17 protein-coding genes and 1 pseudogene are annotated in these 21,701 nt (G+C 71.6%); 5 read left to right on the top strand and 13 right to left on the bottom strand.

Features of this window, described 5'->3' with window-relative positions; translation table 11 throughout:
- Nucleotides 1-14: 14 nt before the first annotated feature.
- The 4 genes from OG542_RS27270 to OG542_RS27255 all read right to left on the bottom strand — a co-directional run bounded on the left by OG542_RS27270 (nt 15) and on the right by OG542_RS27255 (nt 4,802).
- A complete protein-coding gene (locus OG542_RS27270; protein WP_184592509.1) occupies nt 15-1,082 on the bottom strand; it encodes a PhoH family protein in 1,068 nt (355 codons plus the stop codon).
- Nucleotides 1,083-1,299: 217 nt separating this feature from the next.
- Nucleotides 1,300-2,433, bottom strand: a complete 1,134-nt coding sequence (locus tag OG542_RS27265) for a carbohydrate kinase family protein (RefSeq protein ID WP_328414098.1) — start codon at nt 2,431-2,433, stop codon at nt 1,300-1,302.
- Between the two features lie 129 nt (nt 2,434-2,562).
- Nucleotides 2,563-3,852: a glucarate dehydratase family protein gene (locus tag OG542_RS27260; protein WP_311125627.1), complete on the bottom strand. Its 1,290-nt coding sequence runs from the start codon at nt 3,850-3,852 to the stop codon at nt 2,563-2,565.
- The gene (locus OG542_RS27255) at nt 3,849-4,802 is read right to left on the bottom strand and encodes a 5-dehydro-4-deoxyglucarate dehydratase (protein ID WP_328414096.1); all 954 of its coding nucleotides are present in this window, start codon (nt 4,800-4,802) and stop codon (nt 3,849-3,851) included. Before OG542_RS27255 ends, OG542_RS27260 begins: the two co-directional genes overlap by 4 nt.
- A 273-nt stretch (nt 4,803-5,075) precedes the next feature.
- Here OG542_RS27255 and OG542_RS27250 point away from each other — a divergent pair.
- From OG542_RS27250 to OG542_RS27240, 3 genes and pseudogenes are all read left to right on the top strand, one after another.
- Nucleotides 5,076-6,262 (top strand): annotated as a pseudogene (locus OG542_RS27250) (RNA-guided endonuclease InsQ/TnpB family protein).
- Nucleotides 6,232-7,014, top strand: a complete 783-nt coding sequence (locus OG542_RS27245; RefSeq protein WP_311125629.1) for an IclR family transcriptional regulator — start codon at nt 6,232-6,234, stop codon at nt 7,012-7,014. Before OG542_RS27250 ends, OG542_RS27245 begins: the two are co-directional and overlap by 31 nt.
- 215 nt (nt 7,015-7,229) lie before the next feature.
- Nucleotides 7,230-8,540 (top strand): MFS transporter, encoded by a 1,311-nt coding sequence (locus OG542_RS27240; protein WP_328414094.1) that lies wholly within the window; start codon nt 7,230-7,232, stop codon nt 8,538-8,540.
- Nucleotides 8,541-8,553: 13 nt separating this feature from the next.
- Here the strand turns inward: OG542_RS27240 and OG542_RS27235 are convergent, their stop codons facing one another.
- The 8 genes from OG542_RS27235 to hrcA form a co-directional block, all read right to left on the bottom strand.
- Complete coding sequence (locus tag OG542_RS27235) at nt 8,554-9,546, bottom strand: adenosine deaminase (RefSeq protein ID WP_184592521.1); 993 nt, start codon at nt 9,544-9,546, stop codon at nt 8,554-8,556.
- Nucleotides 9,547-9,566: 20 nt separating this feature from the next.
- Nucleotides 9,567-10,472, bottom strand: a complete 906-nt coding sequence (locus OG542_RS27230) for a ribonuclease Z (protein WP_328414092.1) — start codon at nt 10,470-10,472, stop codon at nt 9,567-9,569.
- A 6-nt stretch (nt 10,473-10,478) separates the two neighbouring features.
- Nucleotides 10,479-10,832 (bottom strand): histidine triad nucleotide-binding protein, encoded by a 354-nt coding sequence (locus OG542_RS27225; protein WP_193478000.1) that lies wholly within the window; start codon nt 10,830-10,832, stop codon nt 10,479-10,481.
- Between the two features lie 99 nt (nt 10,833-10,931).
- Nucleotides 10,932-14,078, bottom strand: coding sequence for a S41 family peptidase (locus OG542_RS27220; RefSeq protein WP_328418130.1), 3,147 nt, complete (start codon nt 14,076-14,078; stop codon nt 10,932-10,934).
- A 244-nt stretch (nt 14,079-14,322) separates the two neighbouring features.
- Complete coding sequence (locus tag OG542_RS27215; protein ID WP_328414090.1) at nt 14,323-15,063, bottom strand: 16S rRNA (uracil(1498)-N(3))-methyltransferase; 741 nt, start codon at nt 15,061-15,063, stop codon at nt 14,323-14,325.
- Nucleotides 15,060-16,151, bottom strand: coding sequence for a nitronate monooxygenase (locus OG542_RS27210; protein WP_328414088.1), 1,092 nt, complete (start codon nt 16,149-16,151; stop codon nt 15,060-15,062). The genes OG542_RS27215 and OG542_RS27210 overlap by 4 nt, the downstream gene beginning before the upstream one ends.
- Nucleotides 16,152-16,389: 238 nt before the next feature.
- Nucleotides 16,390-17,526 (bottom strand): molecular chaperone DnaJ, encoded by a 1,137-nt coding sequence (gene dnaJ / locus OG542_RS27205; RefSeq protein ID WP_189723487.1) that lies wholly within the window; start codon nt 17,524-17,526, stop codon nt 16,390-16,392.
- On the bottom strand, nt 17,526-18,542 hold the full coding sequence (hrcA, locus tag OG542_RS27200) for a heat-inducible transcriptional repressor HrcA (protein ID WP_184592529.1): 1,017 nt from the start codon (nt 18,540-18,542) through the stop codon (nt 17,526-17,528). Before hrcA ends, dnaJ begins: the two co-directional genes overlap by 1 nt.
- 171 nt (nt 18,543-18,713) lie before the next feature.
- Here hrcA and OG542_RS27195 point away from each other — a divergent pair, with 171 nt between their 5' ends.
- The gene (locus OG542_RS27195) at nt 18,714-19,445 is read left to right on the top strand and encodes an MBL fold metallo-hydrolase (RefSeq protein WP_328414085.1); all 732 of its coding nucleotides are present in this window, start codon (nt 18,714-18,716) and stop codon (nt 19,443-19,445) included.
- 31 nt (nt 19,446-19,476) lie between these two features.
- Entirely contained in the window at nt 19,477-20,274 is a 798-nt protein-coding gene (locus OG542_RS27190; RefSeq protein WP_328414083.1) for a DUF3097 domain-containing protein, read from the top strand.
- 171 nt (nt 20,275-20,445) lie between these two features.
- Here OG542_RS27190 and hemW read toward each other — a convergent pair whose 3' ends face one another.
- Nucleotides 20,446-21,678 carry a radical SAM family heme chaperone HemW gene (gene hemW / locus OG542_RS27185; RefSeq protein WP_328414082.1) on the bottom strand — a complete coding sequence of 411 codons (1,233 nt, stop codon included), beginning with the start codon at nt 21,676-21,678 and terminating at the stop codon, nt 20,446-20,448.
- Nucleotides 21,679-21,701: the final 23 nt, after the last annotated feature.

Below are 21,701 nucleotides of genomic sequence, written 5' to 3'. Positions count from 1 at the left end.
GGTGTGGTGCTTGTCTACTTCCCCTTGTGCACGGACTTGCCGCGGCTCTTGTGCCCGCCGTTCTGGGTGCCGTGCTTGGTGTCGTACTGCTCGTACGCGTCGACGATACGGCCCACCAGCTTGTGCCGGACGACATCCTGGGACGACAGCCGGGAGAAGTGGACGTCGTCCAGGCCCTCCAGGATCTCCTGCACCTGCCGCAGGCCGCTCTTCGTGCCGTCCGGGAGGTCGACCTGCGTCACGTCACCCGTGATCACGATCTTCGATTCGAAGCCGAGGCGGGTGAGGAACATCTTCATCTGTTCGGGGCTCGTGTTCTGGGCCTCGTCCAGGATGATGAAGGCGTCGTTGAGGGTCCGGCCACGCATGTACGCCAGCGGCGCCACCTCGATGGTCCCCGCCGCCATCAGCCGCGGGATCGAGTCCGGGTCGAGCATGTCGTGCAGCGCGTCGTAGAGCGGGCGCAGATACGGGTCGATCTTCTCGTAGAGCGTGCCCGGGAGGAAGCCGAGCCGCTCTCCGGCCTCGACCGCCGGGCGGGTCAGGATGATGCGGTTGACCTGCTTGGACTGCAGGGCCTGCACCGCCTTGGCCATCGCCAGGTACGTCTTGCCGGTGCCGGCGGGGCCGATGCCGAAGACGATGGTGTGTTTGTCGATCGCGTCCACATAGCGCTTCTGGTTGAGCGTCTTGGGGCGGATCGTGCGGCCTCGCGAGGACAGGATGTTCTGCGTGAGCACCTCGGCCGGGGTCTCCTGGCCGTCGCTCTCCCCGTTCTCGCTCGCCTTGAGCATGGCGATCGAGCGTTCCACTGCGTCCTCCGTCATCGGCTGCCCGGTGCGGAGCACGAGCATCATCTCGTCGAACACGCGCGAAATGAGGGCGACGTCCGCTGGGTCGCCGACCGCGCTGATCTCGTTGCCCCGGACATGGATGTCGGCCGCCGGGAAGGCCTTCTCGATCACGCGCAGGAGGCTGTCGCCGGACCCCAGCACGGTCACCATGGGGTGCTGGGCGGGGACGGTGAACTGCGCTCTCGCCTGCTCCTGCGCGGGGGTGTGAGCTGTGGGTGTCTGAGTCATGGGCCGGCGCTTAAGGCCTGCGGTTCCTCCTCGTCACGGCCGCGTAGCTGAGGGCGGCCTCGCGATTCCAAGGGTACGACGGGGGACTGACAACGCCGTAGGGCTTTTAGGGGTGGGGTTGGAAACGGGTTCGACAGTTCCCCTTGACCGACCGGTTCGGGTGGTGGGTGAGCACAGGTCCGGTCCAGGGGGCGGAGCACCCTGGTCGGCCAGGACGTCACGCCGAGCGCCGGAAGCCGATCGTGGGGACAGCACGCCGCAACGGCCAGGGCCTGACCAACTTCTCCGGCACCAGCCCCGCCAGGAACCCGTACCGCCGCAACGCCGTCGGCGACTGCCCCTGGACCGACTGCACCTTCCGCCACCACCCCGCGATCTCCGACCACCCCGGCGCCGACAAGGACCCCCCGAACTCCTGCACCGACAGCGCCGCCGTCAGCCCGGCGAAGGCCAGCCGGTCCGCGAGCGGCCAGTCCGCCAGCGTCCCGGTCACGAACCCGGCGACGAACACGTCCCCCGCCCCGGTCGGATCGAGCGCCTCGACCTCGATGGCCGGCACCTCGGCGGTCTCCCCCGTACGCCGGTCCACCGCGTACGCCCCGTCCGCCCCGAGCGTGACCACCGCGACCGGCACGTACTCGGTCAGGGCGTGCGCCGCGGCCCGCGGGCAGTCGGCGCCCGTGTACCGCATCGCCTCCTGCGCGTTCGGCAGGAACGCCTCGCAGTGCCGCAGGTCGGGCAGTGCCGCCAGGTCCCACGCGCCGGTGTCGTCCCAGCCGACGTCGCCGAAGACCCGGGTGCCCTTGCTCGCGGCCTCGGCGATCCAGGGCGCGCTCATGCCCGGTGCGAGGGAGGCGACGGCGGCACGGACGCGCGGCGGGCATTCCGGGGCGGGCTCCTCGGGGGGCGGCTCATGGCCGTGCGAGACCATCGTGCGCTCCCCCTCGTACGCCATGGAGACGGTCACCGGGGAGTGCCAGCCGGGCACCGTGCGCGACGGGGAGAGGTCGATGCCCTCACCGTGCTCCAGGGCGTCCCAGCAGTAGTCGCCGTAGTGGTCGTCGCCGAAGGCCGCCGCGAGGGACGTCCTGAGGCCGAGGCGGGCCAGCGCGGTCGCCATGTTGGCGACGCCGCCGGGGCTCGACCCCATCCCGCGTGCCCAGGACTCGGTCCCGCGCACCGGGGCGGAGTCGAGCCCGGTGAAGATGATGTCGAGGAAGACGGTGCCGGTGAGATAGACGTCCCAGGGCGGGTCGTCCGGCACGCGCAGCGGGGCGAGGGGATCGACCTGGGTCTGGCGGTGCGATCCCTTTCTCGGGCCCTTTCCGGCCGGGGCGGTGGACGCGATCACGGTGCGCTCCCTGACGTGGTGCGGATCAGGCCAGTCTGCACCACACCACCGACAGCGTGACGCCGATCACGCCGGACCCACCCGTTCCGTCAGCTCGCGCCGGGCCCCGCGCGCCCCCTCCGACATGCCCTACCAGCGGGGCATCGAAGGCGTCACCCACTCCGGGTCGGCGATCCGCATGGCCGCCGCGTCGTCGCGGTCCCGCAGCGCGCCGTCGTCGTCCAGCCACCGCCGGTGCAGTACGGCGAGCCGCTCGCCATCGAGCTCCACGCCGAGCCCGGGCGCGTCCGGCACCGCGACCTTGCCGCCCTCGAAGGTCAGCCGCTCGGTGAGGACGTCCTCCGACTGCCAGGGGTAGTGGGAGTCGCAGGCGTGGTGGAGGTTCGGGACGGTGGCCGCCACGTGGGTCATCGCGGCGAGCGAGATGCCCAGGTGGGTGTTGGAGTGCATCGACACGCCGACGCCGAAGGTGCGGCAGACGGCGGCGAGCTGCTGGGTATTGCGCAGTCCGCCCCAGTAGTGGTGGTCGGAGAGGACGACCTGAACGGCGCCCTTGGTGAACGCCTCCTTGATCTCGGCGAAGGTCGTCACGCACATGTTGGTGGCGAGCGGCACGCCGGTCCGCTCGGCGACCTCGGCCATGGCGGGGGTGCCGAGTGCGGGGTCCTCCAGGTACTCCAGGACGTCGCGGAGTTCCCCGGCGACCTTGACGGACGTCTCGACGGACCAGGCGCCGTTGGGGTCCAGCCGCAGCGGATGGCCGGGGAACGCCTCGGCGAGCGCCCGGACGGCCGCGATCTCCTCGTCGGGCGGGAAGACGCCGCCCTTGAGTTTGAAGGAGGTGAAGCCGTAGCGCTCCTTGAACCGCCGGGCCTGTTCCACCACGCCCGCCGGGTCGACGGCGGCGCCCCAGTCGTCCTTCTCGGCCGGGACGCCCTCCGGGTGGCCGGCCCACTTGTAGAACAGGTAGGCGCTGTACTCGACGGCGTCGCGCACCTTGCCGCCCAGCAGCGCGTGCACGGGCAGTCCGAGGGCCTTGCCGAGGGCGTCGAGGCAGGCGACCTCGAAGGCGGAGACGACGGACAACCGCAGCTTGTCGGCGGTCTGCACGCCCCGCAGCCCGCCGACGTCGACGGCGTTCTCGACCCGGGAGCGATCCACGGCGACCTGGTCCGCGAGCGTGAACAGGCCGTTCAGATCGCTGACCTGGTGCCCTTTCAGCCGCTCGGCGAAGGGGCGGGCCAGCTCCAGGTACTTGGCGTCGCCGTAGGTCTCCCCCACGCCCGTGATCCCGTCGGCCGTGACGACCTCGACGATCAGCCGGGGCGTGTACGGCTGGTGCACGCCCTGCGTGTTCAGCAGCGGCGGGTCCGCGACCAGGATCGGCGTCAGCCGTACGTCCGTGATGGCGAGGTTCACAGGGCGGCTCCCACGAGGTCGAGGCCGGCGGTGAGTACGGTCCTGAGGGTCGCCAGGTCGGCCGTTGAGGGGTCGGTGAGCGGGGCGCGCACCGACCCGACCCGGTGGCCGCGCAGCCGGGCCGCCGCCTTCACCAGCGACACGGCGTACCCGGGGACGCGGTCGCGCAGTTCGACGAGCGGGACGTAGAAGTCGCGCAGCAGCTTGTCGACCGTGCCGTGGTCGCCGTCGCGCAGGGCGGTGAAGAAGGCGTCGGCGATCTCGGGGGCGAAGGCGTGCACGGCGGAGGAGTAGGCGGGGACGCCGACGGTGGCGTAGGCACGGGCCTGGATCTCGGCGGTGGCGGCGCCGTTGAAGAACAGGAAGTCCTCCGGGGCGGCGAACGTGAGGCGCTGCAGCCGGTCGAGGTCGCTGTGGCCGTCCTTGAGGCCGATGACGTTCGGCAGGGCGGCGATGTGCCTGAGCGACTCGGCGGTGAAGGCGACCTGGCCGCGCTGGTAGGCGATCAGCGGCAGCCGGGTGCGGGCGGCGATCTGTTCCAGCTGGGCGACCAGGCCGTCCTGCGGGGCGGCGACGAGGTAGTGCGGCAGCACGAGGAGCGCGTCGGCACCGGCGTCCTCGGCGATGCGGGCGAACCGGACGGCCTGCGCCCAGCCGTACCCGATCCCGGCCACGACGGGTACGCGGCCCGCCGCCTCCTCGACGGTGATCGTGACGACCTGCCGGTACTCGTCCTCGTCCAGCGAGAAGAACTCGCCGGTGCCGCAGGCGGGGAAGACGGCGCCGGGCGAGGCGGCGAGCCGCTGCGCGACGTAGGCGCGGAAGCCGTCCGGGTCGAGGGTGCCGTCGTCGCAAAAGCTCGTCAGCGGGAACGACAGCACGCCACCGGCCATGCCGTCCCGCAGCCGCTGCGCGACCGCCTCCGGTCCAGCGCCAGCGCTCACGGTCATCTCCTTATGTAGACGTCATCTATATATGAGAATGGCGGTTGGATACGCGAACGTCAACCGCCCGAGGCCGCCCGATTACCGGAACCCTTATAGAAAGATCGGCGTTCACGCCGGGGATGAATGCGGCCCAAGGCCGCTCCGACGTGCAGTTCAGGGCGGCCTTTGTACAGGCGCGAGTGTCGACCCGAACGCATTTGTCCACATCGCTTGCACTTCCGGTTGGATGTGATCTTTCGCCGCGAGCGGCCATGAAGCATCCCCACGGTGATCGGCATGCAGCTCCGCTACAACTACCGGGCCTACCCGGACGCCCCGCAGCGCCGCGCGCTGGCCAGGGCGTTCGGATGCGCTCGCGTGGTGTGGAACGACTGCCTGCGCGACCGCAAGGAAGCGCACGCGGCGGGGCTGCCGTATGTGAAGTCGGCGGAGTTGTCCCGGCTGCGCGTCACCCAGGCCAAACACGCCGCCGAACGCGCCTGGCTCGCCGACGTATCGGCGGTCGTCCTGCAACAGTCCCTGCGGGACCTCGACACCGCCTTCTCCCTCCCTGGCGACGGCACGGTATACGTGGCCAAGGTCGGCAACCTCAAGGTCACGTGGTCTCGTCGGCTTCCGGCCGCACCCACGTCCCTCACTGTCACCAGGGACAGCTGCGGCCGGTACTTCCTCAGCTTCGTCGTGGACACCGAGCCGAACATCCTCCCCGAGGTGGAGGCGGAAACCGGAATCGACCTGAGCCTGTCCGCCTTCGCGGTCCTGTCCGACGGGCGGAAGATCGACAGCCCTCGCTTCCTGCGCCGGGCGGAGAAGAAACTCAAGCGCCTTCAACAGGATTTGTCCCGCAAGGCCAAAGGATCGAAGAACCGGGCCAAGGCCCGCATCAAGGTCACACGCCAGCACGCCAAGGTGGCCAACCGGCGCCGGGACTTCCACCACAAGGCTCCACACAGATCATTCGCGACAACCAAGCGGTGTATGTGGAGGACCTCGCGGTGTCCGGTCTCGGCCGCACACGGCTCGCCAAGTCCGTGTACGACGCGGGATGGTCCGCGTTCGTCGGGATGCTGGAGTACAAGGCGGTCAAGCACGGCCGTACTTTCGCCAAGGTGGACCGGGCCTTCCCGTCCTCTCAGGTCTGTTCGGCCTGCGGATTCCGGGACGGTCCCAAGCCGCTGCACGTCCGTGAATGGACGTGCAGCGGATGTGGCACCGTGCACGACCGCGATCACAACGCAGCCCGTAACGTCCTCGTCGAAGGACGCCGTATCGTCGCCGCCGGACGGGCGGAGACGCTAAACGCCTGTGGAGCGCCGGTAAGACGGGCACACGTGCCCGCACAGCGCTGTGAAGCAGGAAGCCACCGGAAGGGTCAGTCGACCCAGGCCGGAATCCCTGGACTTCAGTCCAGAGAGCACGTCAAGATCGGCTCATGTCAGACACAGGGGGCGTCCGCGAAGTGAAGTCCGCGGCGCGCACGGTCGAGCTGCTGGAACTCCTCGCGGCGCGCGGCGACCGCCCGGCCCGGCTCCAGGAGCTGGCCGACGCACTCGGCGTGCCGCGCAGCTCGATGTACGCGCTGCTCCAGACCCTGATCTCGCGCGGCTGGGTCCGCACCGACGTCACCGGCTCCCTGTACGGCATCGGCATCCACGCCCTGCTCACCGGCACCGGCTACCTCGACTCCGACCCCCGGGTCCGGGCCGTGCGGCCGTATCTCGACGAGGCGTCCGAGGCGCTGGGAGAGACCATCCACATGGGGCGCCTCGACGGCCGGGACGTGGCCTATCTGGCGACGCGGGAGTCGCACGAGTACCTGCGCACGATCAGCCGGGTGGGGCGCCGGCTGCCCGCGCACGCCGGAGCCCTGGGCAAGGCACTGCTGGCGGAACGCCCGGACGAGGAGCTGCCCGAGGGGCCGTACGAGGCGCTGACCCCGAACTCGCACACGAGCCGGGAGTCCCTGGCGGCCGACCTCGCACGGGTCCGGGCCCGTGGCCACTCCGTGGACCGGGAGGAGGGCGTGAGCGGGATCGTCGGCTTCGGGTTCGTGCTGCGCTACGACTCCCCCGCTCTGGACGCGATCAGCTGCTCGGTTCCGGTCGCCCGGCTCACTCCGGAGCACGAGGAGCGGATCGTCGCCGTGATGCGGGAGATCCGGGCGAAGGCCGAGGCGACGGTTCCGACGGGCGCCGGATCGGTGCACTGGCGTTAGCCGAAACCCGCCGGTGAGGGGCTACCGGCGTGAGCAAAAAGCGCACCTCTACCCGACCTTCCCTGCCTCAAACACAACGTGCCCCAGATCACACCTTCTGGGTTCACGCGTTCGACTACTTGCTTGATACAAATTGCCCGCGCGTTCCTGTCCGTCGACGGTCGTCGCCCAATCCCCCCTCTTCTCCGCTCCTTTCGCATGCCCTGGGAACGCCCGTGTCTGCCCCCCGCACCACCCCCTGGCCCCTCGTCGCCCTTTTCACGGCCGGGTACCTCGCCCCGTATCTGCTGCCGACCACCGTCGGCCGACTCGACTCGGGCCTTCCGCTCTCCGCCACCCAAGCCGGCGCCGTCGGCAGTGCGCTGCTGCTGAGTTCGGCCGCCGCCGGATTCGTCCTGGCCTCACGGGTCGAACGCATCGGGACCCGCACCCTCGCCCGGTTCGGGCTCGCCCTGGCCCTGTTCGGCTACGGCGGTGCCGCGCTCACCACCGCTGTCCCGGCCGTCGTCGCCGGGGCCGTCCTCGGCGGGTTCGGATCCGGCACGGCCACCACCGTCGCCGCCACCCTCATCGCCGGACAGCGGGATCCGCACCGGGCCTCCACCGCCGGACTGCTCACCGTCTCCGCCCTCGCGGGCGCCGTGTATCTGACGGTCCCGCGCCTCGGCCCGGGGCACGGCCTGCCGCTGGCCGCGATCGCCCTCACCGCCTTGGTCGTCTGGCCGCTGACCGGCCGCCTCCCCGACGGTGTGCCCGCCGCCCCCACACGGCACCACAAGGCCCGGTTGCCGCACGCCCGTTCGGGACTGGTGCTGGCCACCGCCATGCTGTGCTGGTCGCTCGCCCAGAACTCCCTGTGGGGCGTGAGCGGACGGATCGGTCTTGACCAGGCCCAGCTGAGCGAGGCCACCGTCGGTGCCGTCTTCGCCCTGGGACTGGGCGCCGGACTGACCGGGGTCCTTGCCGCGGGCGCGCTCGGCGCGCGGCTGGGACGTGCCGTCCCCATCGGCGCCGGCACGGTCCTCATCGCCGGCTGTATCGCGCTCAGCGCCTCCTCGACCGACCTGACGAGCTTCGCGACCGGCGAGATCGCCTGGAACACGCTGTACCCGGTGGTGCTGTCGTATCTGATCGGGCTCGCCGCCTCGCTCGACCCGCGCGGCCGCTGGGCGGTGCTCGTCGGCTCGGCGTCCTCGCTGGGCACGGCCGCCGGACCGCTCACCGGCAGTGTGCTGTCGGCGCAGGCCGGGTTCCCGGCCATGGGCGCGGTCCTCGGCGCCGGTCTGCTGGTGATCGCCCTGCCGATGACCGCCGTCGCCCTGCACACCGGCGGGCGCCCGCTGCTGCCCGGCGCGATCCGCCGCCGCGGCGGCCACCCGGCCGCCCTGGTCGCCGCCACGGGCACACCCACCGGCACGGTCCCCGAGATCGGCGCCCCGGAACAGCCGGTCGTGCAGATCGCCGTGGAGGCCGCGGCCGTCCCGGCCCAGCGCGCCTACGACAAGGCGGGATCCGAGGCCCTGTGAGGTGGTGTGCGCCTCAGCGGAACTCGTAGGCCTCCACCTCGGCGAGATACCGCGCCCGCAGCTCCTCGTCGTCCTCGAGGAAGGAGGCGAGGAAGGAGTTGCGGGCCAGCTCCCGCAGCCGCTCCTCGCTCAGGCCCAGGGTGGCGCGCACGGCGTCGAAGTTCTCTCCGGCGTAGCCGCCGAAGTAGGCCGGGTCGTCCGAGTTCACCGTGCACATGAGCCCGGCGTCCAGCATGGCGGGCAGGGGGTGGTCGGCGAGGGTGTCGACGGTCCGCAGCCGGACGTTCGACAGCGGGCACAGCGTCAGCGGCACCCGGTCCCGCACCAGCCGCTCCACCAGTGCCGGGTCCTCCACACAGCGCAGACCGTGGTCGACCCGCTCCACGCCGAGGATGTCCAGCGCCTCGGTGATGTACTCCGGCGGCCCCTCCTCACCGGCGTGCGCGACCCGCCGCAGCCCGAGCGCGGCGGCGGCCTCGTAGACCTCGCGGAACTTCACCGGCGGATGCCCGACCTCGGCCGAATCGAGGCCGACGCCGGTGATCCGGTCCAGGTAGGGCTTGGCCGCGTCCAGGGTCGCCAGGGCCGACTCGGCGGACTCGTCGCGCAGGAAGCACAGGATCAGCCTGGTCGAGACGCCGTGGTTCGCCTCGCTGCTGCCCAGCGCCCGCCACAGCCCCTCGACGACCGTGCCGATCTCCAGCCCGCGGCTGGTGTGGGCCTGCGGGTCGAAGAAGATCTCCGCGTGCCGCACACCCTGGGCGGCGGCGCGGGCGAGGTAGGCGTTCGCCAGGTCCTCGAAGTCCCGCTCGGTGCGCAGGACGGCCATGAGCTCGTAGTACAGATTCAGGAAGGACTGCAGGTCCTCGAACCGGTACGCCTCGCGCAGCTCGTCCGTGTCGGCGTACGGCAGCGTGACGCCGTTGCGCGCCGCGAGCTCGAAGGCGAGTTCCGGTTCCAGGGTGCCTTCGATGTGAAGGTGCAGTTCGGCTTTGGGGAGGGACATCAATTCATCGTACGGCCGTTTCACCGACGCTTCGGAACCGGCACTCTCAGTAGATCGTGTGCCACGGTCAGCTCGCCTTCGTACCCGGCGGCCCGCGCCTGCCGCTCGAACTCGTCCGGGTCGGTATAACGCTGACTGAAGTGGGTCAGCACGAGATGCCGCACACCACCGTCCCGGGCCACCCGCGCGGCCTGTCCCGCCGTCAGATGGGCGTGCTCCACGGCGAGTTGCTCGTCCTCGTCGAGGAAGGTCGACTCGATGACGAGCATGTCGCAGCCCTCGGCGAGCGCGTACACCCCGTCGCACAGCCGGGTGTCCATGACGAACGCGAACCGCTGCCCGCGCCGCACCTCGCTGACGGCGTCGAGGGGAACCCCGCCGAGCGAGCCCTCGCGCTGGATCCGGCCGACGTCCGGGCCCTTGATGCCGTGCGCGGCGAGCCGCTCGGGCAGCATGCGGCGTCCGTCGGGCTCGACGATCCGGTAGCCGTACGTCTCGACCGAGTGCGACAGCCTGCGGGCCTCCAGCGTGTACGACGGCGTCTGCGCGAGCACGCCGTCCCCGGCGACCGGACCCTCCGTGATGAGGACGGTCGCGCGATACGGCGTGGCGTACTGGAGCCGTTCGAAGAAGCGCTGCCCGGACTTCGGGTAGTGGGCCGTGATCTCGTGCGGGACCTGGTCGAGGTTGATCCGCTGGATGACCCCGGGCAGGCCCAGGGCGTGGTCACCGTGGAAATGCGTGACGCAGATCCGGTTCAGGTCGTGCGCGGCGACCCCGGCCCGCAGCATCTGCCGCTGCGTGCCCTCGCCGGGGTCGAACAGGATGCCCTCGCCGTCCCAGCGCAGCAGATAGCCGTTGTGGTTGCGGTGCCGGGTCGGCACCTGGCTGGCGGTGCCGAGGACCACGAGTTCACGTACGGACAAGGCGGACTACCCCGGGGGCCAGTCGAGGCCGCGGCCGCCGAGTACGTGGCCGTGCACGTGCCAGACCGTCTGGCCGGCGCCGCTGCCGGTGTTGAAGACGAGGCGGTAGCTGTCGAGCTTTTCCTCGTCGGCGACGGCCTGGGCCTCTCGGACCACGTCAGCGGTGAGGGTGGGGTTGGCGGTGGCCAGGGCGGCGGCGTTCTCGTAGTGCGCCTTGGGGATGATCAGGACGTGGGTGGGGGCCTGGGGGTTTATGTCGCGGAACGCGACGGTGGTGTCTGTCTGGCGGACGATGGTCGCCGGGATGGTGCCGGCGACGATCTTGCAGAACAGGCAGTCTTCCTGGGGCTCCCCTGCCATGTTTCCTCCGGGGGTTGGCCGAATGTGGGTCCGACTCGGGCATCGTATCGTCGTCGGGTGCGGGTGCGTTTGGGCTGGTCGCGCAGTTCCCCGCGCCCCTTAAGTTGGCAGGCCTGGGGGCGTTTTCGCCGGCACTGCCTCCAGCGCTTCCAGTGCCAGTCGGATTGCTTCATCCAGTTGGGCGTCCCTGCCCGCCACGTAATCCTGCGGGCGCTGCACGACCTCCACATCCGGGTCCACCCCATGATTCTCGACGCCCCACTCGTAGCCCTCCAGCCAGAAGGCGTACTTGGGCTGGGTGACGAGGGTGCCGTCGACGAGGCGGTAGCGGCTGTCGATGCCGATGACGCCGCCCCAGGTGCGGGTGCCGACCACCGGGCCCAGGGCCAGGGCCTTGATCGCGGCGTTGACGATGTCGCCGTCGGAGCCGGAGAACTCGTTGGCGACGGCCACGACGGGGCCGCGGGGGGCGTCCTCGGGGTAGCTGTAGGGGCGCATGCCACGGGGCACGGCCCAGCCGACGATGCGCCGGGCGAGTTTCTCGACGACCAGCTGGGAGGTGTGGCCGCCGCGGTTCTCCCGGACGTCGACGACCAGGCCCTCGCGGGCGACCTCGACACGCAGGTCACGGTGGATCTGGGCCCAGCCGGGCGCCTGCATGTCCGGGACGTGCAGGTATCCGAGGCGGCCGCCGGACTTCTCGTGGACGTAGGCACGCCGGTCGGCGACCCAGGCGTGATAACGCAGCGGCTCCTCGTCCGCGACCGGGACCACGACGGCGTGCCGCGGGTCGCCGCCGCCGGACGGGGAGATGGTCAGCTCCACCGGCTTGCCCGCCGTGCCGATCAGCAGCGGTCCGGGGCCGGCGACCGGGTCGACCGGCTGGCCGGCGATCGCGAGGACGGCGTCCCCGGGGCGTACCGCGACGCCGGGCGCGGCCAGCGGGCTGCGGGCGTCCGGGTCGGAGGTCTCCGAGGGCAGGATGCGGTCGACGCGCCAACTCCCGTCCTCGTGGCGGGAGATGTCCGCGCCGAGCAGGCCCTGGCGGGCGCCGCGGCCGTAGCCGCCGCGCGGGGTGACGTAGGCGTGCGAGGTGCCGAGTTCGCCCTGGACCTCCCACAGCAGGTCGACCAGGTCGTCGTGGGTGGCGAGGCGCTCCACGACCGGGCGGTAGCGGTCGAGGACGCCGGACCAGTCGACGCCGCTCATGTCCGGCCGCCAGAAGTGGTCCCGCATGATGCGGCCGTTCTCGTCGAACATCTGCCGCCACTCGGCGGCCGGGTCGATGAACTGGCGTACGCGGCCGAGGTCGACGGTGATGTTGGAGTCGCTGTCGTCGTCGTTCGAGGCGCGCCGGTCGCTGGGGACGACCTTCAGCCGTCCGTCGGTCCACAGCAGCACCCGCTTGCCGTCGCCGCTGACCTCGAAGTGGTCGGCGTCGACGGCGAGATGCTCGACCCGCTGCTGGGCGAGGTCGTAACGCTCCAGCTCGGACTTGGGATCGGGGTCGTCCGGGGTGGCCCGGGAGGCGCCGAGCACACCGGCGACCGGGTGGCGCAGCCACAGGACGCCGTCCTTGGCGGCGCGCAGGTTGGAGTAGCGGGCGGCCTCGACCGGGAAGGGCACGATGCGGTCGGCGAGGCCTTCGAGGTCGATGCGGGTGGTGGGGGTGCCCTCGCTGTCGGGGGTCTCCTCCCGGTCGGGCGTCTCGAAGGAACGGCCGTGCCGCTGCGGCCCGAACGGGGAGGGCGTGGTGGCCGCGAGCGTGATCAGATGCGGCCGGGCGCCCTCCACGAAGGCCAGGTCGAAGACGTGCTCGTCGTAGACCGGGTCGAAGGAGCGGGTCGAAAGGAACGCGAGGTGCTTGCCGTCCACCGTGAACGCCGGCGCGTAGTCCTGGAAGCGCAGCGGGGTCGCCTCGGTGACCGACAGGTCGGTGGTGTTGGCGAGCTTCAGCTGGGACAGGGGGCGCGGTCCGGGGTGGGACCAGGCCAGCCAGGCGGAGTCGGGCGAGAAGACGACCCCCGACACATCACCGTCCTCGCTCCGGTCCACCTCCCGCACCTCGCCCGTCTCCCGCTCGACGAGCAGCAGCCGCCCGTCGTGGGAGGCCACGGCAGCGCGGCTGCCGTCGGGCGCCATGGCGAGGTCCAGCACCCGTCCGAGCTGCCCGGCGGCGAGCCGGCGCGGCGTCGCCCCCGGGGCGAGCCCGGTGGCGGGCGCGAACTCCAGGGCGTCGTCGCCCTCGGCGTCCGTCACCCACACCACCCACTCCTCACCGTCGGCGCGGAAGGCACGCGGCTGCCGGGCCCGCACGCCGGGCGTCGCGGCGAGGGCACGGGCGGGGCCGGCGCGGTGGGTGACCCAGTGGACGGAGCCGCGTACGGAGACGGCACTGCCGCGCGCGGTGTGGTCCGGGGACGCCGACCCGAACGACCGGGCGGCGTTCAGCGCGAACGGCTGAAGATCGACGCGCTGCCCGCCCAGCCGCACGTCCAGCCGACGCGGCTCGGCCCCGTCCAGATCATCGAGCACCCACAGCTCACCGGCACTGGAGTAGACGACCCGGGTGCCGTCGGTCGCGGCGTGCCGGGCGTAGAAGCCGTCGAGCGGCGTGTGCCGCCGCAGATCGGACCCGTCGGCGAGGGAGGAGTAGAGCGCCCCGGTGCCCTCGTGATCGGACAGAAAGGCAATGCGCTCACCGACCCACAGCGGATACTCGACGTTCCCGTCCAGCTCCTCATGCAGCCGTACGAACTCCCCGTCCCCCTCCCGGTCGATCCACAACTTGCCCGCGCCACCACCCCGGTACCGCTTCCACCAGGCGGCCTCGCGCCCCATCGGCGCGGACAGCAGGACGACACTCGGCCCGTAGGCGATGTCACCGACGGGCCCGTACGGCAGGGTGGTGGCCGGACCGCCGTCGAGCGGAACGGCACGCGCCCAGCTGCGGCGCAGGCTCGCCTGGCCCTGGGTGCTGATCGCCAGGACCTCGCCGTCCGGGGTCCAGCCGCGCACCTGGGTCTTCGAACTTCCCCAGTACGTCAGCCGCTTGGCGGGGCCCCCGTCTGCCGGGGCGATGTGCACCTCGGGGGCGCCGTCGCGGGTGGAGGTCCAGGCGACGGTGGTGCCGTCGAGCGAGATACGGGGCTGGGTCACCGGCACGTTGTCGGCGCTGACCCGCCAGGCCCGGCCGCCGTCGAGAGGGGCGAGCCACACGTCGTCCTCCGCGGTGAAGGCGACCAGGTCACCGCGCACGTGGGGGAACCGGAGGTATGCAGGCGATGGGGACTGAGTCACCCGATCACCCTATGCAGGGACGACGCCGCGCGGACAGACTTCGGATCACTTGCCCTCGACAGGCCGGCAGTCCGGATAGCGCTTGTTAATTGGTCTCACCCCATCGCGCCGTTCCGAGGACGGACACCCCCCGGCGCGGCCCCGACCCACCACCCGGCGCCAGGCGCAGACGCGCACCCCCGCATCGGGCTCAGGACCACCGGCCGGTGCGGGCCAGGAGTACAGCAGCGGCAGCCGTCCCGGCGGTCGAGGTGCGCAGCACACTGCGTCCGAGGCGGTACGCCTTCGCCCCCGCCTCCTCGAACTGCGCCAACTCCTCGGGCGCCACGCCCCCTTCGGGCCCCACGACCAGCACGATCTCACCGGAGGACGGCAGTTCGGCGGTCGCCAGCGGCTCGTCCCCGCTCTCGTGGAGCACGGCGGCGAAGTCGGCACCGGCCAGCAGCGCCGCGACCCGCTTGGTCGTCGCCGCATCCGCGACCTCCGGAAACCGCACGCGGCGTGACTGCTTCCCGGCCTCCCTGGCCGTCGCCCGCCACTTGCCCAGCGCCTTCAGCCCGCGCTCGCCCTTCCACTGCGTGATGCAACGCGCCGCCGCCCACGGCACGATCGCGTCGACACCGACCTCGGTCATCGTCTCGACGGCCAGCTCCCCACGGTCGCCCTTGGGCAGCGCCTGGACAACGGTGACCCGGGGCCGCTCCACCGGTTCCTCGGTCACCGAGTCCAGCTGGACGATCAGCCGGTCCTTGCCCTCGGTGTCGAGCACGACGCAGTCCGCCCAGCGGCCGGTCCCGTCCGTGAGGACGATGTCCTCGCCGGGTCGCAGCCGCTTCACGGAGACGGCGTGCCGCCCTTCCGGGCCGTCGAGGACGTACCGGCCACCGCCGCCCGCGTCGAGGTGCTCGACCACGAACACCGGCGCGGTCATCGAACGCCGCCCCCGCCCTGGATGCCCCCGCCCGACAACACCGCGCGTGCCGTGGCGAGTTCACCGGCCAGCACCTCCACCAGCTGTCCGGCGGGCAGCTCCCGCGCCATCCGGTGACCCTGCCCGGCCCACAGTGCCATGCCCTGAGCGTCCCCCGCCTTGGCGGCGGCCTTGCGCAGCGGCGAGGTCAGGTGGTGGATCTCGGGGTAGGCGGGCGGCGCGTACGGCCCGTGCTCGCGCAGGAAACGGTTGACGAGGCCGCGCGCCGGCCGCCCGGAGAAGGCCCGGGTCAACTCCGAACGCACGAACAGGGGGTTGGTCAGCGCCTGCTTGTGCAGGGCGTTCGCGCCCGACTCGTGCGTCGCGAGGAACGCGGTGCCAAGCTGGGCGGCGCTCGCGCCGGCCGCGAGCACCGCGGCGATCTGGCCGCCGCGCATGATACCGCCGGCGGCGACGATCGGGATGTTCACGGATTCCCGGATCTGGGCGACCAGCGACAGCAGCCCGATGCCCGAACCGTCCAGCTCCGGGATGTCCCGGTGCGTGCCCTGGTGGCCGCCGGCCTCGACGCCCTGCGCGATGACCGCGTCCGCACCCGCCCGCTCGACGGCCCGGGCCTCGTCGGGGGTGGTCGCGGCGGCCAGGACGAAGGTGCCGACGCGGTGCAGGGAGTCGATGACCTCACGGCTCGGCACGCCGAAGTGGAACGACACCACCGGCACAGGGTTGTCGCGCAGCACCGCGAGCTTGGTCTCGTAGCCGTCGTCACGGCCGCTGTCGGGATCGCCGAGCTCGGCCTCGTACCAGGTGGCCTCGCCGGCCAGCTGGTGGGCGTAGACGTCGACGGCGGCGGGGTCGGCGTACTCGGGCTGCGGCATGAAGACGTTCACGCCGAAGGGCCTGCTCGTGAGGCTCCGGAGCTGCTTGATCTCCTGGTACACCCCGTCGGCGGTTTTGTACCCGGCGGCGAGGAATCCGAGCCCGCCCGCCTCGCACACGGCGGCGGCGAGCTGCGGTACGGAAACGCCACCCGCCATGGGGGCCTGCACGATCGGGTGCGGGAAGAGATCGGTCAGCGCGGAGGACATGAGCGCATGTTGTCACGTCCTCCGAACAACCCCGAAACCGGCCTGCCGTGTGGCATAGACCAGAGGACTGGGCCCATCCGGGGGCAGTCCCCCGGCCCCTCAACCGCAGCCGGACCACCCGCCTCGGCGCGCGTTGAACACATCCTTCAGCCGCGAGAACAACCCCTGCTGCCCCGGCTGACTGTGCCTGCCCGGGGGCCCGCCCCCCGGACTCCCAGCAGCAGCCGGACCACCCGCCTCAGCGCCCGTTGAACGCGTCCTTGAGCCGCGAGAACAACCCTTGCTGCCCCGGCTGGAACTGCCCCGTAGGCCGCTCCTCGCCCCGCAGCTTGGCCAGCTCGCGCAGCAGCCGCTCCTGCTCGGGGTCGAGCTTCGTCGGGGTCTGGACCTCGACGTGGACGATGAGGTCGCCGCGTCCGCCGCCCCGCAGGTGCGTGATGCCCCGGCCGTGCAGCGGGATCGACTGGCCGGACTGGGTGCCCGGGCGGATGTCGACCTCCTCCATGCCGTCCAGCGTCTCCAGCGGCACCTTCGTGCCGAGGCACGCGGCCGTCATGGGGATCGTCACCGTGCAGTGCAGGTCGTCGCCGCGCCGCTGGAAGGTGGAGTGCGGAAGTTCGTGGATCTCGACGTAGAGGTCACCGGCGGGACCGCCACCGGGCCCGACCTCGCCTTCGCCGGCGAGCTGGATGCGCGTGCCGTTGTCGACACCGGCGGGGATCTTCACGGTCAGGGTCCGCCGGGAGCGCACGCGGCCGTCACCGGCGCACTCCGGGCACGGCGTCGGCACCACGGTCCCGAAGCCCTGGCACTGCGGGCAGGGCCGGGACGTCATGACCTGGCCGAGGAACGACCGGGTGACCTGCGACACCTCACCGCGACCGCGGCACATGTCACACGTCTGCGCACTCGTCCCCGGCGCGGCACCCTCGCCGCTGCAGGTGTTGCAGACGACGGCCGTGTCGACCTGGATGTCCTTCGTCGTACCGAAGGCGGCCTCGTCGAGCTCGATCTCGATACGGATCATCGCGTCCTGGCCGCGGCGGGTGCGCGAGCGCGGACCGCGCTGCGACGCCGTGCCGAAGAACGCGTCCATGATGTCGGAGAAGTTCCCGAAGCCTCCGGCTCCGAAGCCGCCCGCACCGCCGCCGGCGGCCTGCGAGAGCGGGTCGCCGCCGAGGTCGTAGACCTGCTTCTTCTGCGGGTCCGACAACACCTCGTAAGCGGCGTTGATCTCCTTGAACCGCTCCTGGGTCTTCGGATCGGGGTTGACGTCCGGGTGCAGCTCGCGTGCGAGCCGCCGGAAGGCCTTCTTGATCTCTTCCTGCGACGCGTCGCGGCGCACGCCGAGTACGGCGTAGTAGTCCGTGGCCACTACGACTCCGCCAGGATCTGTCCGACGTACCGTGCCACTGCGCGTACCGCTCCCATCGTTCCCGGGTAGTCCATGCGGGTCGGTCCGACCACGCCGAGCTTGGCGACTGCCTCGCCGCCCGAACCGTAGCCGACCGACACGACGGACGTGGAGTTGAGTCCTTCGTGGGCGTTCTCATGACCGATACGTACGGTCACGCCCGGATCCTTCGCCTCGCCGAGCAGCTTGAGGAGCACGACCTGCTCCTCAAGCGCCTCCAGCACCGGCCGGATCACCAGGGGAAAGTCATGCCCGAAGCGGGTGAGGTTGGAGGTGCCGCCGATCATCAGCCGCTCCTCGTTCTCCTCGACGAGCGTCTCCAGAAGCGTGGAGAGCACCATGGAAACCGTACCCCGGTCCTCGTGCTCGAACGCCTCCGCCAGATCCTCCACCAAACTCGGCACATCCGCGAAACGGCGGTTCGCGACACGGCTGTTGAGCCGGGCGCGCAGATCCGCGAGCGAGGCCTCGCCGAAGGGCGCCGGGCAGTCGACCACACGCTGCTCGACCCGGCCGGTGTCCGTGATCAGCACGAGCATCAGCCGCGCGGGCGCGAGGGAGAGCAACTCCACATGCCGCACGGTCGACCGGGTCAGCGACGGATACTGCACGACGGCGACCTGGCGCGTGAGCTGCGCGAGCAGCCGTACCGTACGCGCCACGACGTCGTCGAGGTCGACGGCGCCCTCGAGGAAGTTCTGGATCGCGCGCCGCTCGGGCGCGGTCATCGGCTTGACGCCGGCCAGCTTGTCCACGAACAGCCGGTAGCCCTTGTCGGTGGGGATGCGCCCGGCACTGGTGTGCGGCTGGGCGATGTACCCCTCGTCCTCGAGGGCCGCCATGTCGTTGCGGACGGTGGCCGGGGAGACGCCGAGGCTGTGCCGCTCGGTGAGGGCCTTGGAGCCGACGGGCTCCTCGGTGCCGACATAGTCCTGGACGATGGCGCGCAGCACCTGAAGCCTGCGTTCACTGAGCATCGCGCACACCTCCAGATGTCGTCCGCCTGCTGCCCTGTCTGTCCGGCCTGGCACTCTGCGCGTGCGAGTGCCAGCATTCCCCGGCCCAGTGTACGGCGGTGGGGTGCACCCCCGGCAAGGCTGGTCGTGCGCTGTCGTGCTCAGAACGAGTGTCACCGCTAGCGTCGCCGTATGAACGTGACTTGGGAAGAGCTCGGGTGGGAGCGGGTGGCCGCCGGTGTGGGGCGGTGCCGGCTGCCGGTGTGGGACTGCACGATCGGGCTCGTCGCCGGCGAGGGCGCGGTCCTCATGATCGACGCGGGGTCCAGCCTCGCCGAGGGCGCGAAACTGGACGCGCAGGCACGGGCACTCACCGGTCACCGTGTGACACATCTCGCGCTGACCCACCCACACTTCGACCATGTCTTCGGCGCCGCGGCGCTCTCGGACACCGAGGTGTTCGGCGCGGTGGGCGTGGACGCGCTGCTGACACGGGTGCGGGACCGCGAGGAACTGCGCGAGGACGGGGTGCGCCAGGGCCTGGCGGCGTCCACGGCCGAGGAGGCGGCGGAGCGGCTGGTCCCGCCCGGCCACCTGGTCTCCGGCGAGTGGACGCTCGACCTGGGCGGCGGCCGCCAGGTGCTGCTGGCGAACGTCGGCCCGGGGCACACCGCGCACGACCTGGCGGTGCTGGTGCCCGGTGATCCGGAGGTGGTGTTCTGCGGGGACCTGGTCGAGGAGTCCGGAGAGCCCCAGGCGGGGCCGGACGCGGTGCCGTCCCACTGGCCTGCCGCCCTCGACCGGCTGCTCGACCTGGGTGGCGAGGACGCACTGTACGTGCCCGGTCACGGAGCGGTGGTGGACGCGGCGTTCGTCCGGGCCCAGCGGGACGCGCTGGCGGCGCGTTTCGGCGTGTCGCGGTGATCGCCGTACGCCTTCTCCTATCGTCATTCGAATGCGCCAGTACTCTCCGGACCTGACTCCGCCGTGGAAGAAGCCGAAGCCGGTGCCCGAGGTTCCGGCGGAGCCGGGCCTGGTGGTCGAGGAGCCCGGAAGCGGCTTCTGCGGCGCGGTGATCCGGTGTGAGGCGGGCACGGTGACGCTGGAGGACCGCTTCGGCAAGCACCGTGTGTTCCCCATGGAGCCGCGCGGCTTCCTGCTGGAGGGCAGGGCGGTGACGCTGGTCCGCCCGTCGTCCGGCCCCGCCCGCCCCACGCACACCGCCTCAGGTTCGGTGGCCGTCCCCGGCGCACGTGCGCGTGTGGCCCGCGCGGGCCGCATCTACGTCGAGGGCCGGCACGACGCCGAGCTGGTCGAGAAGGTGTGGGGCGACGACCTGCGCATCGAGGGCGTGGTCGTGGAGTACCTGGAGGGCGTCGACGACCTGCCGTCGATCGTCGAGTCCTTCGCCCCCGGCCCGGACGCCCGCCTGGGCGTCCTGGTGGACCACCTGGTCCCGGGCAGCAAGGAGTGGCGCATCGCCGAGTCGGTCACGAGCGAGCACGCCCTGGTGGTGGGCCATCCGTACATCGACATCTGGGAGGCGGTGAAGCCGACGTCCCTGGGCATCGAGTCCTGGCCCCGGATCCCCCACGGCCAGGACTGGAAAACAGGCGTGTGCCGCTCCCTCGGCTGGCCGCAGAACACAGGCGCGGCCTGGCAGCGAATCCTGTCGGGGGTCCGCTCATACAGGGACCTGGAGCCGGAGCTGCTGGGCAGGGTTGAGGAACTGATCGACTTCGTCACGTCCTAGCTGCGGGCAATCGTGCCTCCCCCAGTGCCTTAAGGGCCTGGGAGGTGCCCCCCAGGGCGGCACGGGTGGGCGGTGGGGGGTCCCCCCGCTCGAGCGAAGCCGAGAGTGGGAGAGGCACCCCGCTACGCCGGGCTGCGAAACCCCCCGGCCTCAGCACCAACCCCGAGCCCCTCAGTCCACGAGGTCCCGAACCACCCCATCCGCCAGCAACCGCCCGCGCAACGTCAACACAGCACGCCCCTGCTCATACGGCCCGGCATCCAGAAGCCCGTCCGACAGCGCCCTGCGCGACGCAGCCAGCCCCTCCTCCCGCAACAACGCCAACGGCACCCCCTCCCGCAACCGCAGCTCCAGCAGAATCCGCTCGACCCGCCGGTCCTCCTCCGACAGCACCTCACGCCCGGCACCGGGCGTCCGCCCCACCGCCAGCGCCCCCGCATACGCACCGGGGTGCTTCACGTTCCACCACCGCACACCGCCCACATGGCTGTGCGCCCCAGGCCCGGCCCCCCACCAGTCGGCCCCCCGCCAGTACAGCTCGTTGTGCAGACACCGCCCCGCCTCCGAGGTCGCCCAGTTGGACACCTCGTACCACTCGAAGCCCGCCGAGGACAGCGCCTCCTCGGCGATCAGATAGCGGTCGGCGTGGACATCGTCGTCCGTCATCGGCACCTCGCCCCGGCGGATACGGCGGGCCAGCTGCGTACCCTCCTCGACGATCAGCGCGTACGCGCTGACGTGGTCCGGCCCCGCGCCCAGCGCGGCGCTCAGCGTGGCCCGCCAGTCGTCGTCGCTCTCCCCCGGCGTGCCGTAGATCAGGTCGAGGTTGACGTGCTCGAAGCCCGCCGCCCGCGCCTCCGCCACGCACGCCTCGGGACGCCCGGGCGTATGCGTACGGTCCAGCACCTTCAGCACATGCTGCCGAGCGCTCTGCATGCCGAACGAGATCCGGTTGAAGCCGCCCTCCCGCAGCGCGGCCAGATACGCCGGGTCCACCGACTCCGGATTCGCCTCCGTCGTGACCTCGGCGTCCGGCGCCAGCCCGAACTCGTCACGGATCGCGCCCAGCATCCGTACGAGATCACCGGCGGCCAGCAGCGTAGGCGTCCCCCCGCCCACGAACACCGTACGAACGGGCCGCGGATCATCACCCAGCACCTTGCGCGCCAGGCGGACCTCCTCGACCAGCGTCTCGGCGTAGTTGTCGCGGGAGGCCAGTACACCGCCCGTGCCGCGCAGCTCGGTCGCCGTGTAGGTGTTGAAGTCGCAGTAGCCGCAGCGGGTCGCGCAGTACGGGACGTGCAGATAGAACCCGAGCGGACGGCCGGTGGCCCCGGCGAGCGCGGACGCGGGGAGCGCGCCGTCGTCGGGGACGGGCTCGCCGTCGGGAAGTGCGGAAGGCATGCCTTCCATTGTCCAGCACCCGC

Source organism: Streptomyces violaceus, assembly GCF_036014075.1.
Taxonomy (GTDB): Bacteria; Actinomycetota; Actinomycetes; order Streptomycetales; family Streptomycetaceae; genus Streptomyces; species Streptomyces violaceus.
This window is presented reverse-complemented; position numbering and strand designations above follow the sequence as displayed.

Bases quoted from the DNA above. Each gene is read 5' to 3' on its own strand.
- OG542_RS27270 (WP_184592509.1), bottom strand. From the start codon at position 1,082: ATGACTCAGACACCCACAGCTCACACCCCCGCGCAGGAGCAGGCGAGA.
- OG542_RS27255 (WP_328414096.1), bottom strand. From the start codon at position 4,802: ATGACCGTGAGCGCTGGCGCTGGACCGGAGGCGGTCGCGCAGCGGCTG.
- OG542_RS27245 (WP_311125629.1), top strand. From the start codon at position 6,232: ATGTCAGACACAGGGGGCGTCCGCGAAGTGAAGTCCGCGGCGCGCACG.
- OG542_RS27235 (WP_184592521.1), bottom strand. From the start codon at position 9,546: ATGTCCCTCCCCAAAGCCGAACTGCACCTTCACATCGAAGGCACCCTG.
- OG542_RS27225 (WP_193478000.1), bottom strand. From the start codon at position 10,832: ATGGCAGGGGAGCCCCAGGAAGACTGCCTGTTCTGCAAGATCGTCGCC.
- OG542_RS27215 (WP_328414090.1), bottom strand. From the start codon at position 15,063: ATGACCGCGCCGGTGTTCGTGGTCGAGCACCTCGACGCGGGCGGCGGT.
- OG542_RS27210 (WP_328414088.1), bottom strand. From the start codon at position 16,151: ATGTCCTCCGCGCTGACCGATCTCTTCCCGCACCCGATCGTGCAGGCC.
- hrcA (WP_184592529.1), bottom strand. From the start codon at position 18,542: ATGCTCAGTGAACGCAGGCTTCAGGTGCTGCGCGCCATCGTCCAGGAC.
- OG542_RS27195 (WP_328414085.1), top strand. From the start codon at position 18,714: ATGAACGTGACTTGGGAAGAGCTCGGGTGGGAGCGGGTGGCCGCCGGT.
- OG542_RS27190 (WP_328414083.1), top strand. From the start codon at position 19,477: ATGCGCCAGTACTCTCCGGACCTGACTCCGCCGTGGAAGAAGCCGAAG.
- hemW (WP_328414082.1), bottom strand. From the start codon at position 21,678: ATGCCTTCCGCACTTCCCGACGGCGAGCCCGTCCCCGACGACGGCGCG.